Annotated in this window: 14 protein-coding genes, 1 tRNA gene and 4 pseudogenes; 14 read left to right on the plus strand and 5 right to left on the minus strand. The window is 43.1% G+C overall.

Annotated elements, in window-relative coordinates:
* Positions 1 to 515: 515 nt before the first annotated feature.
* Entirely contained in the window at positions 516 to 1,814 is a 1,299-nt protein-coding gene (locus ACGF7G_RS18775; protein WP_387467514.1) for a phage tail protein, read from the minus strand.
* A gap of 302 nt (positions 1,815 to 2,116) precedes the next feature.
* Positions 2,117 to 2,221, minus strand: a pseudogene (locus ACGF7G_RS18780) (tail fiber assembly protein); the annotation flags it as partial.
* 764 nt (positions 2,222 to 2,985) lie between these two features.
* Between ACGF7G_RS18780 and cydA the strand changes: the two are divergent.
* From cydA to ACGF7G_RS18800, 4 genes and pseudogenes are all read left to right on the plus strand, one after another.
* A complete protein-coding gene (cydA, locus tag ACGF7G_RS18785; protein WP_133815116.1) occupies positions 2,986 to 4,554 on the plus strand; it encodes a cytochrome ubiquinol oxidase subunit I in 1,569 nt (522 codons plus the stop codon).
* Between the two features lie 17 nt (positions 4,555 to 4,571).
* Positions 4,572 to 5,711 carry a cytochrome d ubiquinol oxidase subunit II gene (cydB, locus tag ACGF7G_RS18790; protein WP_387467516.1) on the plus strand — a complete coding sequence of 380 codons (1,140 nt, stop codon included), beginning with the start codon at positions 4,572 to 4,574 and terminating at the stop codon, positions 5,709 to 5,711.
* A 12-nt stretch (positions 5,712 to 5,723) separates the two neighbouring features.
* Positions 5,724 to 5,840: a cytochrome bd-I oxidase subunit CydX gene (gene cydX, locus ACGF7G_RS18795; protein WP_387467518.1), complete on the plus strand. Its 117-nt coding sequence runs from the start codon at positions 5,724 to 5,726 to the stop codon at positions 5,838 to 5,840.
* A pseudogene (locus ACGF7G_RS18800) lies at positions 5,840 to 5,998 on the plus strand (cyd operon YbgE family protein); the annotation flags it as partial. The gene cydX and the pseudogene ACGF7G_RS18800, both read left to right, overlap by 1 nt.
* 50 nt (positions 5,999 to 6,048) lie before the next feature.
* Here ACGF7G_RS18800 and ACGF7G_RS18805 read toward each other — a convergent pair.
* The 3 genes and pseudogenes from ACGF7G_RS18805 to ACGF7G_RS18815 form a co-directional block, all read right to left on the minus strand.
* A pseudogene (locus ACGF7G_RS18805) lies at positions 6,049 to 6,201 on the minus strand (RNA-guided endonuclease TnpB family protein); the annotation flags it as partial.
* A 109-nt stretch (positions 6,202 to 6,310) separates the two neighbouring features.
* The gene (locus tag ACGF7G_RS18810) at positions 6,311 to 6,463 is read right to left on the minus strand and encodes a hypothetical protein (protein ID WP_387467520.1); all 153 of its coding nucleotides are present in this window, start codon (positions 6,461 to 6,463) and stop codon (positions 6,311 to 6,313) included.
* Positions 6,464 to 6,468: 5 nt separating this feature from the next.
* Entirely contained in the window at positions 6,469 to 6,639 is a 171-nt protein-coding gene (locus ACGF7G_RS18815) for a helix-turn-helix domain-containing protein (protein ID WP_387467522.1), read from the minus strand.
* Between the two features lie 53 nt (positions 6,640 to 6,692).
* Between ACGF7G_RS18815 and ACGF7G_RS18820 the strand changes: the two are divergent.
* From ACGF7G_RS18820 to ACGF7G_RS18865, 10 genes and pseudogenes are all read left to right on the plus strand, one after another.
* Positions 6,693 to 6,770 (plus strand): annotated as a pseudogene (locus tag ACGF7G_RS18820) (IS200/IS605 family transposase); the annotation flags it as partial.
* 51 nt (positions 6,771 to 6,821) lie between these two features.
* Positions 6,822 to 6,944, plus strand: a complete 123-nt coding sequence (locus tag ACGF7G_RS18825; RefSeq protein ID WP_387467523.1) for a cyd operon YbgE family protein — start codon at positions 6,822 to 6,824, stop codon at positions 6,942 to 6,944.
* A gap of 116 nt (positions 6,945 to 7,060) precedes the next feature.
* On the plus strand, positions 7,061 to 7,462 hold the full coding sequence (gene ybgC, locus ACGF7G_RS18830; RefSeq protein WP_133815112.1) for a tol-pal system-associated acyl-CoA thioesterase: 402 nt from the start codon (positions 7,061 to 7,063) through the stop codon (positions 7,460 to 7,462).
* Positions 7,462 to 8,157: a Tol-Pal system protein TolQ gene (gene tolQ / locus ACGF7G_RS18835; RefSeq protein ID WP_133815111.1), complete on the plus strand. Its 696-nt coding sequence runs from the start codon at positions 7,462 to 7,464 to the stop codon at positions 8,155 to 8,157. Before ybgC ends, tolQ begins: the two co-directional genes overlap by 1 nt.
* A 17-nt stretch (positions 8,158 to 8,174) precedes the next feature.
* Positions 8,175 to 8,600 carry a colicin uptake protein TolR gene (gene tolR / locus ACGF7G_RS18840; RefSeq protein ID WP_023045408.1) on the plus strand — a complete coding sequence of 142 codons (426 nt, stop codon included), beginning with the start codon at positions 8,175 to 8,177 and terminating at the stop codon, positions 8,598 to 8,600.
* Positions 8,601 to 8,645: 45 nt separating this feature from the next.
* Positions 8,646 to 9,713, plus strand: a complete 1,068-nt coding sequence (tolA, locus tag ACGF7G_RS18845; protein WP_387467526.1) for a cell envelope integrity protein TolA — start codon at positions 8,646 to 8,648, stop codon at positions 9,711 to 9,713.
* Between the two features lie 133 nt (positions 9,714 to 9,846).
* Positions 9,847 to 11,139, plus strand: coding sequence for a Tol-Pal system beta propeller repeat protein TolB (gene tolB / locus ACGF7G_RS18850; RefSeq protein WP_387467528.1), 1,293 nt, complete (start codon positions 9,847 to 9,849; stop codon positions 11,137 to 11,139).
* A gap of 42 nt (positions 11,140 to 11,181) precedes the next feature.
* A complete protein-coding gene (gene pal / locus ACGF7G_RS18855) occupies positions 11,182 to 11,682 on the plus strand; it encodes a peptidoglycan-associated lipoprotein Pal (protein ID WP_387467530.1) in 501 nt (166 codons plus the stop codon).
* A gap of 9 nt (positions 11,683 to 11,691) precedes the next feature.
* Positions 11,692 to 12,459, plus strand: coding sequence for a cell division protein CpoB (gene cpoB / locus ACGF7G_RS18860; protein WP_387467532.1), 768 nt, complete (start codon positions 11,692 to 11,694; stop codon positions 12,457 to 12,459).
* 146 nt (positions 12,460 to 12,605) lie between these two features.
* Positions 12,606 to 12,681 (plus strand) — tRNA-Lys (locus ACGF7G_RS18865).
* Positions 12,682 to 12,711 lie beyond the last annotated feature (30 nt).

The following is a 12,711-nucleotide window of genomic DNA, read 5'->3' on the forward strand; positions in this document are numbered from 1 at the left end:
AAGCTGCTGCTTTGTTGGCTGCTTTCACTTACCCCAGTCACATAGTTATCTATGCTCCTGGGGATGCGCTCACTTGCCGCCGCGCTGCAACTTGAAATCTATTGGGTACATAATATTGGAGCTGAACTATCCACTGAATCTTAAACAGATAGCGTAATAATACCGTAAGTTCATCTTGAAAGTTATGGGTCAAGATAATAATAAAGCAGCATAATAATTCCCCCAATTAAATAAATAGTTGTAAAAATATATATGTAACATTCAGGTGTTACAGGAAAAAAAGGACATTAAAGATGGTATTATAATTAATAGTCATTTGTAAAAAATTGTCAAGTTAATCATGTTAAATGGTTAACAAAACCCGCTATTTTTCTTACAGGGATTTGTTAACTTCATTCTCCACAGAAACTCGCGATAAGTTGGATATTACGCTGTTATGAAAAAAATATGGCGTTTTAGCTACCGATCTTGAAATTCGAATAAAGTAAGATACAGGGCCATATGGCCCTGTATTACTACAATTTATCGTCAGAAATGCGGGCGCTCTCTATTTCTTCCTGTAACTTGTTTCGTTTCAAGTTCCAGAGTGAATCTTCTGGCATTTGGACACGAATATCTAAACGGCAATATTCAGGAATATCACAGGGTTCCCCATCCTGGTAGAACACCTGTTTGCCATTATCATCAACAGATTTGAGTTGCCAGTTCTGAAATTTCTCAGGTAAATGCGAATGTTGGCGGTGACAGACTTCAATGATAATAGTACCATCAGGTTGGATATGATCGCCAACGAAAATCAATTCAAGATTATTATTGTTTTGGGGAACAGAAATACCGCCATGTACACCCCAGGCACCATCAGTGTTATAACCTGAGATATTTGATACACGGTATATGCCTATTCCTTCTTTCGTTACTTCTGCACCCGCTGATTCTTCATTAGTTGAGAATGTGCCATCAGGATAGATTTCTATTATCGGAGAGGATATTTTTAGGTATCCATTAAAATCTGGTTTGGCATTGATATTGTCCCAAAATTTACGTGTAAGTTTATAATATTCGTCTATATGATCTGTACGATATGTATCGCCAAAATGGGTAAAAATCAGCCTGTGGCTCCATACATCGTCTTCTCCCTCGTTTGATACACCATTCATATTGCTAATTCTTAACTGAACTCCACCATTGCCACGTGGCAGTCCATATTTAGTCAGGAACGATGCGGAGGGGTTAAATCCGCAACAACCATTACGTAGATTTTCTAATTCATCCAGATGACCGTGTTCCATTGAATGTATTACATTATTAGTTGATATCGCTCCCACATCCTCAGCATTAATAATAATATCCCCAGTTAACACTTTCCCATTTATCTTCCGTGTGTTGGGTACTTTCTCATTAATATTTTTACTCAATGAATCTATTCTTTCCTGAACAAGTTTCGGTGTCACTGCCAATGTGTCACTATTGCCAATTTCATTTGTCAGTTGAACAATTCCCTTTTGTGTTAATGAGGCATTGGGAATTTTTGCTGTGGTTATTTTCTCTAATGCTCTATTTAACTGATCAGTAAGCTTAGTTATATCACCATTATCTAGAATATCTTCACCAGATTGTGTCTTGATAAAATCAGCCACTACAGATGCTATTATTGATGATTGGCGTAATACCTTATTTAACAAGTGAATGTGAGTGGTAATGTCACCTGGTGGAATCCCAGTTTGCAAATTCGTATTTTTTTCATAATCTTCTTGGCTCGGCACATTAGCATTATCACCGATAGAAAAAGCTTTAAAATCATTTTTTAGATTCATATACATTCCTTAAATTAAATAACATTTCTTTATAATCAACATGTTGAATTATTGAAAAATATTTCCATAATTAACATCAATCATAGTCTAGTTCAGTTAATTAATAATTAAATTCTCTTATGCCTTAAAGGATTAACTATTTTTAGTTAATTGGTGAAAATAAAAAATTCAATATCTGAAAGCTATTGTTTTCTCTCTCAATTTCTTATTGTAATCCACCCTCAATAATATCCGTGTTATCTAATAATTAATTTACAGGGAAAAATTTGATTTTATATTAAATGGCCAGAAAAAATAATTATTCATTTAATGTTTGGTGCCAATGAAACATCAACCAAACTCAATAATACCAAATGCTTTTTCCAGTTCAGCAATAACACTTTTTCAGCTTCCGACTGCATCTCAGTTTCAACAGCGTATTATGGTGGTGATTGGTGCGAACCTGAAAAAGCCAGTCTGTGGGAGTCGGTTCGGCCATTACTTGCTGGTACGAGCAGTTTTTCTGTTGTGTAAAATATCTTTACACAATTATTGTTGAGCTGTGTAACTTAAGATACTAAGTCATTTCACTCAGTTTGAAGAGATCTGTCGTTAAGAGGGAAGTTTAGTTCTCGAGCTGTGTGTCATTGTGCTATCTGAATGACAGCCAAATGGTGGTGATCTCACTGTTAATGCAAAGTTAATAATAATATTTTCTTAAGAATGAAAATAAAAAGTTAATTTCATAAATCATTTCACAGCAATATAGAAATCAATAATTATCTAAATAAACAAATAATTAACAATTTGCCAACCAAAATGAAATAATAGACAGAGTAGTTAACACTAACCAGAAAAAATTAATAAAATCAATTTATTACTATAGCATTATTTTTCTAATTTGCTTAAATTGATCCTGATCAATGAGTTTCCATTAAACAATAACTGTAATTATTGACTTATATTCAGAATTCTAATCTGAATCACGTAAAACGTATTTATTGTATGGGAATATAAGCGTACTATACTATTAGTCTAATTAGGTTTTTAATTTACTTGATAATGAGTTGTTATTTTAGAGGCATTTATTGCTGGTAGTTATAAGGCTTTTGTTTTAGAGCCCTGAATGGGTTCTTGTACGAAGTCAAGTTGCCGCAAATCGGTGTCTTCCTGCTAGGAGCAAGGAGTCAAGATGTTTGATATTGTCGAACTGTCACGATTACAGTTTGCCTTAACAGCAATGTATCACTTCCTGTTCGTTCCGCTAACGCTTGGTATGGCGTTTTTGCTGGCGATTATGGAAACGGTATATGTGCTCTCCGGTAAACAAATTTACAAAGATATGACAAAATTCTGGGGCAAATTATTTGGTATTAACTTTGCACTGGGTGTCGCAACAGGGTTGACTATGGAGTTCCAGTTCGGGACTAACTGGTCATACTTCTCTCACTACGTCGGTGATATTTTCGGCGCGCCTCTGGCGATCGAAGGTCTGATGGCGTTTTTTCTGGAGTCCACATTCGTCGGTTTGTTCTTCTTCGGTTGGGATCGTCTCAGTAAAAAGCAGCATTTGGCGGTAACCTGGCTGGTTGCGTTAGGTTCTAACTTCTCCGCACTTTGGATTCTGGTTGCTAATGGCTGGATGCAAAACCCGATTGCGTCTGACTTCAACTTTGAAACCATGCGTATGGAAATGGTGAGTTTTGCCGAATTGGTACTGAACCCGGTTGCTCAGGTGAAATTTGTTCATACCGTTGCGGCGGGTTATGTGACAGGGGCGATTTTTGTTCTTGGCATCAGTTCTTATTACCTGCTTAAAGGTCGTGATATTCCATTTGCTAAACGTTCATTTGCGATTGCTTCAAGTTTTGGTATCGCCGCTGTGCTATCCGTTATTGTTCTGGGTGACGAATCCGGTTACGAAATGGGGGATGTACAGAAGACTAAACTGGCCGCAATTGAAGCTGAATGGGAAACGCAGCCACCGCCAGCAGCCTTTACACTGATAGGTATCCCGGATCAGGATAAAATGGAAAACAAATATGCTATTCAGATCCCTTATCTCATGGGCCTGATTGCAACCCGTTCTGTCGATACCCCGGTCATTGGTCTGCGTGATTTGATGGACCAGCATGAGCTGCGTATCCGTAATGGTATGAAAGCTTATCAACTGTTGGAGGAATTGCGTGCAGGTAACACGGATCCGACGGTTCGTACTGCATTCAATGAAAGTAAACAAGATCTTGGTTATGGCATGTTGCTGAAACGTTATACCAGCAAAGTGACTGATGCCAGCGAAGAGCAAATCAAAGCCGCTGCGAAAGATTCCATTCCTCGCGTTGCTCCGCTCTATTTTGCGTTCCGTATCATGGTTGCAGCTGGCTTCCTGATGTTACTGTTGATTGGTCTGGCGTTTTGGAGTGTGATCCGTGGCCGTATTGGTGAGCAAAAATGGTTACTGCGCGCAGCATTGTACAGCATTCCATTGCCGTGGATTGCTATAGAATCAGGTTGGTTTGTCGCTGAATATGGGCGTCAGCCGTGGGCGATTGGTGAAGTTTTGCCAACGGCAGTGGCGAGTTCCAATTTGGCAGCCAGCGATATCCTGTTCTCGATGGCGCTGATTTGTGGTCTTTACACCTTGTTCCTGATCGCAGAAATGTTTTTGATGTTCAAATTCGCCCGTCGTGGTCCAAGCAGTCTGAATACTGGCCGCTACCATTTTGAACAGAAAACAACTTCAGCGCACGATGCTCAGTAATAAACGGGAGTCCACTTATGTTTGATTATGAAGTACTACGGTTTATATGGTGGCTGCTGATTGGTGTGTTGCTAATCGGTTTCGCGGTAACTGATGGTTTTGACATGGGCGTGGGTGTTCTGTTACGCATCATTGGTAAAAACGATACTGAACGCCGCATCATGATTAACTCAATAGCACCTCACTGGGATGGTAATCAGGTTTGGCTAATTACTGCTGGTGGGGCATTGTTCGCCGCATGGCCAATGGTTTATGCCGCCGCATTCTCTGGTTTCTATGTCGCTATGATCCTGGTGTTATCCGCGCTGTTTTTCCGTCCGGTTGGTTTTGACTACCGTTCCAAACTGGAAAGCCGTAAGTGGCGTAACATGTGGGATTGGGGGATATTTGTCGGTAGTTTTGTTCCTCCATTAGTTATCGGTGTGGCATTCGGTAATCTGTTACAAGGGGTGCCGTTCAACGTTGATTCTCAACTGCGCCTGTTCTATAGCGGTTCGTTCTTCGGGTTGCTCAATCCATACGGTTTGCTGGCGGGGGTGATCAGCCTGATGATGATTGTGACTCAGGGGGCAACTTATCTGCAAATGCGTACTACTGGTGAACTGCGTCTGCGTTCCCGTGCCGCAACTTATCTCTGTGCGCTGGTGACTATGGTTGCTTTCCTGCTGGCCGGTGTATGGCTGATTTATGGTATTGATGGCTATATTGTGGCGGGTGGCCTGGATACTATGGGGCAGTCTAACCCATTGCATAAAGAAGTTGTTCATCAGGCGGGTGCCTGGATGACCAACTTTAATCACTATCCGTGGTTGTGGGCGTTACCGGCTCTGGGTGTTGTTTCTCCTCTGCTGACGATATTGATGACACGTATGAATAAAGCAGGATGGGCATTTCTGTGCTCTTCACTGACCATTGCTTGTATCATTTTGACCTGTGGTGTGACGATGTTCCCCTTTGTTATGCCATCAGTCACTCATCCAAATGTCAGCCTGACAATGTGGGATGCGACTTCAAGTCTATTGACACTGCGCGTTATGTTTGTAGTTGCGCTGATTTTTGTCCCAATCATTCTGGGATACACCATTTGGTGTTATTACAAAATGTTTGGGCGTTTGGACAAAAGCTTTATTGAAAATAACAAACATTCACTGTACTAAGGAGCACAGAGCATGTGGTATTTTGCTTGGATTCTCGGAACGCTCTTGGCTTGTAGTTTCGCTATAATCGCTGCCTTGGCACTTGAGCATAATGAAGCGGAAAAAATCACTGAAAATAGTGAGAAATAATGTTGATAGATAAATGCTATCAGCTAATGGATAAAGGTCCTGTAAGGGGCCTTATCCTTATTATGGCGTTGGTGCTTGCTTCTTGTGTCTTCTGGAATCCCGCTCGTTTTGCGGCTAACACCAGTTCATTGCACTTATGGCAAGGTATTTTACTCATTTGACATCCTCCCCCACTTTCGCACTTCGTGACTCAAGAGGGGGATCCCCGTTAGTGGGCGACGGCTGATCGCTCTGCGTCTGGTTCCTGCTTCAACGGGCGGCCTGATTGCTCCGTCCCTCCACAGGCAAGCACGGCATGTCCTGCGGCTAACATGTTACGAGCGCCGTTTACAGTAGCATTTTTGATTTTGCCGTTCACCTCCTGCGATTGCCGGAACTTTATCCATCCGAGCCCAGAAGGAAGTCTGACTCTGCGATTTTCAAGGAGACAATATTTTTCAAAATTGACGAACCGGATTGAATCCCTGCCGTCATTTTTTCGTTACAGGCGCTTTCGCTGCCAGTGTTTTATCGAAGCAACGCCTCCATGCCCCATGTAAGTCTTTCAGTTTTTGTTGAAGGTTATCGGTGTAAGCTTCCTGTAAGAAGGCGTATTCCGGTGTTTTTTTCCACCCCGTGAGCATTCGGTTTAGTTCAAACGCGGAGGGAAGTTTTCCGCCAGAATCCAGAATGGTTTTGTTACCTCAAGTCCGTGATTCCAGACAAAACGAGCACACCCGCATAACTGCCGCAAACGCGGCAACTGTTCTTCAGTTGGCTCTAGTCTGAACTTGTAGTCTTTCAGTATTAGCATTATCATTCAGTGTGTAGTCGGTTTATTCTCTATATTTACTGTGCCTTCGGCTAACTTCAATGCAAAAATACAAAATTAATCGTTCACGACATGCCGCCTTTCTTTTGCATGTACATCTTGTGTTTGTGACCAAATTCCCCTCCTACCTGATGTCGGCGGGAGTACCCTTTGGAGGTTAAAGATGGGCTGTGTGCACAGGTGTAACTTTCGGAACGGGTTTTCACCCAAGAAGTATCGTCTGGCGTATCTTTTTCTTTCCTTTGCCTGCGTTCTTAATGTTGATTTGGGGCTTGTACTACTTCTTCCATTAGTTAATTCTGTATGTTATAGGCTTTTCAGCCAATAAATTTTTTATTTGCACATTATTCCAAAGCTGCATGGTCTTGAGTATAGTGGCAGCGTTAATTCGCCTTACTTAGGATTGAAAGTGAGTAATACGTTGTTCCGTTGGCCGGTCCGTGTTTATTACGAAGATACAGATGCTGGTGGGGTAGTTTATAACGCCCGTTATGTCGCCTTTTATGAAAGAGCTCGTACAGAGATGTTGCGTCAGCATGGCATTCATCAGCAGCATTTACTTGATGAGCAAATTGCATTTGTTGTTCGGCGTATAGTGGTTGATTACCGAGCCCCAGCCCGGCTTGATGATATGTTGCAGGTGGAGAGCGAAATTACGGATATTCGTAAAGCATCTTTGACATTTATTCAACGCATTGTTGATGTTAACGGAACAATTCTTAACAGCGCAGAGGTTTTAATCGCCTGCGTGAATACATCTCAAATGAAGCCGATTGCGCTTCCTAAGTCTATTGTCGCGGAGTTTAAGTAGTGACTGACATGAACATTCTTGATTTATTCCTAAAGGCGGGCCTTTTGGTGCAGCTGATCATGCTTATTTTGATCTGCTTTTCCATTGCTTCATGGGCAATCATTATTCAAAGGACCAAAATTCTCAATGCGGCAACCCGTGAAGCGGAAGCGTTTGAGGACAAATTCTGGTCAGGTATTGAATTATCACGCTTGTATAAGGAAAGTCAGTCTCGCCGTGATTCTTTGGGAGGAACGGAACAAATTTTTTATTCTGGGTTCAAAGAATTTGCCCGGTTGCACCATGCAAATAACCATGTGCCGGAAGCGGTGGTAACAGGTGCTTCACGTGCCATGCGTATATCTATGAACCGTGAATTGGAAACACTGGAAAGCCATATTCCATTCTTGGGTACTGTGGGTTCAATCAGCCCGTATATTGGCCTGTTTGGTACAGTTTGGGGGATTATGCATGCATTTATCGCATTAGGGGCGGTAAAACAGGCAACTCTTCAAATGGTAGCACCGGGTATTGCGGAAGCGTTGATTGCAACGGCGATTGGCTTATTTGCAGCTATTCCGGCTGTTATGGCATACAACCGCCTGAATCAGCGTGTGAATAAGCTGGAGCAAAATTACGATAACTTTATGGAAGAGTTTTTGGCTATTTTGCATCGTCAGGCTTTCTCTGCTGAAAATAAAGCTGAAAACAAATAGTAAGGGGAGGAGAGGCTATGGCACGCACTCGTAGTCGCAAGCGTGAGCTGAAATCCGAAATCAATATCGTTCCCTTACTGGACGTGTTGTTGGTTTTGTTGCTTATTTTTATGGCAACAGCACCGATTATCACTCAGAGCGTAGAAGTTGATTTGCCGGATGCAGTCGATTCCAAAACGGTTTCCAGCTCCGATAACCCGCCGGTAATCGTAGAAGTTTCTGGTGTTGGTCAATACACCATGGTAATTAACCATGAACGGCTGGAATTATTACCTGAGCCACAGATTATTGCTGAAGCGCAGGCCCGAATAAAAGAGAACCCGAAAACCGTTTTCTTGATCGGTGGTTCGAAAGAAGTACCTTATGATGAGATTATTAAAGCACTGAACATGTTACATCAGGCCGGTGTGAAATCCGTTGGTTTAATGACTCAGCCTATCTGAGTCTGGCCGGCAGTTGCTGTTATTTAAAGATTTTGGATATTGAGCGTGGGAAAGACAAACGGGCAAAACAATAAACTAAATCGCGCCGTTATCGTTTCGGTTGTGTTGCATATTATTTTGATAGGATTACTTATTTGGGGTTCCCTGACGCAAAAAACTGAAATGGGTGGTGGCGGACAGGATGGTTCTGTTATTGACGCTGTTATGGTCGATCCGAATGCGGTAGTACAGCAGTACAATCAACACCAGCAACAGCAAGCTGATGCTAAACGTGCAGAACAGTTACGTAACAAGAAAGCGGAGCAGCAAGCAGCCGAATTGAGAGAAAAACAGGCTGAGGAGCAGGAGCGCCTGAAAGCGGTAGAAGAAGAACGGATTAAAGCGCAACAGGTTGCGGAAGAGCAGAAAAAGCAAGCTGTAGAATCAGCAGCAAAAGCCCGTGAAGAGCAAAAACAGGCCGAAGAAGCTGCGGCAAAGGCTAAGGCTGAAAAAGAAAAACTGATTAAAGAGCAGGCTGAGGCGCAGAAAAAAGCAGAAGCTGAAGCTAAGAAAGAAGCTGACGCCGCTGCGGCTAAACAAAAAGCGGCGGAAGAAGCGAAAGCCAAAGCAGAAGTTGAGGCTAAAGCAAAAGCCAAGGCTGAAGCGGATGCTAAAGCCAAAGCTGAGGCAGATGCAAAAGCTAAGGCAAAAGCTGAAGTTGACGCTAAGAAAAAAGCGGCGGCACAAGCCGCGAAACAAGCAAGTGAAGTTGATGATTTACTGGGTGGTTTAACTTCTAATGCGCCAAAGCAGGGTGGTGCTTCCGCTGCGGGTAAAGGTGGCGGTAAGAAAAGTGGTGCTTCAAATTCTGATATTAATAACTATCTTGGGCAGATTCAGATAGCAATACAGAATAAGTTTTATGATCCAAGTATGTATCGTGGGCGTATGTGTACATTACGGATTAAGCTTGCTCCTGATGGTTTGCTAATTGATATAAAACCAGAAGGGGGGGATCAGGCACTGTGTCAGGCAGCGGTAGCCGCAGCTAAACAAGCGAAAATTCCTAAACCACCAAGTAAAGAGGTTTACGAAGTGTTTAAGAATGCGCCGATTGATTTCAAACCTCAATAAGATTGTTATTTATAGAGATTATTAATAATAAACAAAACCATTCAATGTTATTAAGCTATCTGGTTTTGTTTGTTGGCGTTTGTTAATATTCTGCGAATTATTGCGGCATTCCATCTGCGATAAGGGAGAGATGATGAAGCAGGCTTTTAAAGTAGTACTGGGCATTTTGATGTTGTGGGCTGCTGTTGCTAATGCAGAAGTTCGTATTGAAATCACCCAGGGTGTTGATTCTGCACGTCCTATTGGTGTTGTGCCATTTAAATGGACTGGGGCGGGTGGTGCTCCTGAAGAGATAGGTGCGATCGTTGGAGCGGATCTTCGCAACAGCGGTAAATTTAATCCTATTGACGCCAGCCGTATGCCACAGCAACCGACGACTGCATCTGAGGTGACGCCTGCTGCTTGGTCGGCCCTTGGGATTGATGCGGTTATTGTCGGGCAGATTCAGCCAAGTGCGGATGGTGGTTTCCTGATTTCTTATCAGTTGGTTGACACCGCTGGCGCTCCGGGAACTATTCTTGCTCAGAATCAGCTTAAAGTGACTAAGCAGTGGTTGCGTTATGCGGCGCATACAGTCAGTGATGAAGCATTTGAAAAGCTAACTGGCATTAAAGGCGCATTCCGTACTCGCTTGGCTTATGTTGTGAAAACGAATGGCGGCAAATATCCATATGAGCTGCGTGTATCCGATTACGATGGTTACAACCAGTTCACTGTTCACCGTTCGCCAGAACCATTGATGTCACCGGCATGGTCTCCTGATGGCGCTAAACTGGCTTATGTGACCTTTGAGAGTGGTCGTTCCGCTTTGGTTATTCAGACCTTGGCCAGCGGTGAAGTACGTCAGGTTGCTTCTTTTCCTCGTCATAACGGAGCGCCTGCATTTTCCCCTGATGGCAGTAAGTTGGCGTTTGCCCTGTCCAAATCGGGTAGTTTGAATCTTTACGTGATGGACTTGGCTTCAGCTCAGATCCGTCAGGTCACAGATGGCCGCAGTAACAATACTGAGCCAAGTTGGATGCCGGATAACCAGACTTTGGTCTATACCTCCGATCAGGGTGGTCGTCCGCAGTTATATAAAGTTGATATTAATGGCGGTGCTCCGCAACGCCTCACTTGGGAAGGCACACAAAACCAGGATGTTGATGTTAGTTCCGACGGTAGTTTTGTGGTGATGGTCAGCTCAGAGAGTGGTAAGCAGCACATTGCTAAACAAGATCTGGCAACGGGAGCCGTTCAAATTTTGACGGATACGTTCCTGGATGAAACACCAAGTATCGCACCTAACGGCACTATGGTGATTTATAGCTCCACTCAAGGGTTGGGGACTGTATTGCAGCTAGTTTCGACTGACGGGCGTTTCAAAGCGCGTCTTCCGGCGACTGATGGACAGGTAAAATTCCCTGCCTGGTCGCCGTATCTGTGATGCATAATAATATGTGTGGCAAATTTTAAAAGGATCAAAGAGATGCAACTGAACAAAGTGCTAAAAGGGCTGATGTTAGCTTTACCCGTTATGGCTGTAGCAGCGTGTAGTTCTAATAAAAATGCTGATAACGATCAGTCTGGTGTAGGCACTGTTAACGAAACTAATGTGGGTCTGTCAGCGGAAGAATTAGCTCGCCAGCAAATGCAAGAGCTGCAAAACAGCAACATCGTATATTTTGGTTTCGATAAATTCGATATCAGCTCAGATTTTTCTCAGCTGTTAGACGCTCACGCAGCATTCCTGCGTAGCAACCCATCTTATAAAGTTGTTGTAGAAGGTCATGCTGACGAACGTGGTACTCCTGAGTACAACATCGCATTAGGTGAACGCCGTGCTAACGCAGTGAAAATGTACCTGCAAGGTAAAGGTGTTTCCGGTGATCAGATCTCTATCGTCTCTTACGGTAAAGAAAAACCAGCTGTACTGGGCCACGAAGAAGCAGCATATGCTAAAAACCGTCGCGCAGTATTGGCATACTAAGAGTAATTCATGAACAGTAACTTCAGACGTCATTTTTTGGGTCTGTCGTTATTGGTTGGCGTAGCGGCTCCTTGGGCCGCTATTGCCCAAGCGCCAATCAGTAATGTCGGCTCGGGTTCTCCCGATGAGCGCCTTACCCAATTAGAGCGTATTTCCAACGCTCACAGTCAGCTGTTAACCCAGCTCCAGCAACAACTCGCCGATTCTCAACGTGATATCGACATGCTCCGTGGGCAGATTCAAGAGAATCAGTATCAGCTTAATCAGGTTATAGAGCGGCAGAAGGATATTTATCAGCAACTGGAAGGCGCTACCCATTCTGCGGAGAGTCAATCTGCTACCAATACAGCATCTTCAACTGCAAGTCATAGTGGTAATCAGGCGTCTTCAACTACAAGTACGGGTAGCGAGAAGGGTGATTATGATGCTGCCGTTTCTTTGGCGGTGAATACCAAAGAATATGATAAAGCGATTACTGCCTTTCAGAGCTTTGTGAAGGCTTACCCAAAGTCGAGTTATATGCCTAATGCGAATTACTGGTTAGGTCAACTTAATTACAACAAGGGTAAGAAAGACGAAGCTGCTTACTACTTTGCTACGGTGGTGAAAAATTATCCCAAGTCTCAAAAGAGTGGTGAGTCGTTGTATAAAGTTGGCTTGATCATGCAGGACAAGGGCCAGAAGGATAAAGCTAAATCTGTTTATCAGCAGGTTGTAAAACAATATCCTGGTTCGAATGCGGCTAAATTGGCTGAGAAAAAGCTTTCTGCGTTGTAATTATCGGCCCCGGAAGGCAGTATTAATATATTTTCGGGGTTTTTGAGTGTTTAATAGGCATCTAAACGTAATTTGAAAAAATAATCATTGCGTTGCGCGGAGAAATCAGTAATATATGCCGCCGTTGCCGAGAGAAGTCACAAGATGGGTCGTTAGCTCAGTCGGTAGAGCAGTTGACTTTTAATCAATTGGTCGCAGGTTCGAATCCTGCACGACCCACCATCTTGAAGCTTCACTCAAAAACGAATTCCT

The organism is Photorhabdus sp. RM323S, assembly GCF_042879375.1.
GTDB classification, from domain to species: Bacteria; Pseudomonadota; Gammaproteobacteria; order Enterobacterales; family Enterobacteriaceae; genus Photorhabdus; species Photorhabdus tasmaniensis.

Bases quoted from the DNA above. Each gene is read 5' to 3' on its own strand.
- ACGF7G_RS18775 (WP_387467514.1), bottom strand. From the start codon at position 1,814: ATGAATCTAAAAAATGATTTTAAAGCTTTTTCTATCGGTGATAATGCT.
- cydA (WP_133815116.1), top strand. From the start codon at position 2,986: ATGTTTGATATTGTCGAACTGTCACGATTACAGTTTGCCTTAACAGCA.
- cydB (WP_387467516.1), top strand. From the start codon at position 4,572: ATGTTTGATTATGAAGTACTACGGTTTATATGGTGGCTGCTGATTGGT.
- cydX (WP_387467518.1), top strand. From the start codon at position 5,724: ATGTGGTATTTTGCTTGGATTCTCGGAACGCTCTTGGCTTGTAGTTTC.
- ACGF7G_RS18810 (WP_387467520.1), bottom strand. From the start codon at position 6,463: ATGCTCACGGGGTGGAAAAAAACACCGGAATACGCCTTCTTACAGGAA.
- ACGF7G_RS18815 (WP_387467522.1), bottom strand. From the start codon at position 6,639: ATGATAATGCTAATACTGAAAGACTACAAGTTCAGACTAGAGCCAACT.
- tolR (WP_023045408.1), top strand. From the start codon at position 8,175: ATGGCACGCACTCGTAGTCGCAAGCGTGAGCTGAAATCCGAAATCAAT.
- tolB (WP_387467528.1), top strand. From the start codon at position 9,847: ATGAAGCAGGCTTTTAAAGTAGTACTGGGCATTTTGATGTTGTGGGCT.
- pal (WP_387467530.1), top strand. From the start codon at position 11,182: ATGCAACTGAACAAAGTGCTAAAAGGGCTGATGTTAGCTTTACCCGTT.
- cpoB (WP_387467532.1), top strand. From the start codon at position 11,692: ATGAACAGTAACTTCAGACGTCATTTTTTGGGTCTGTCGTTATTGGTT.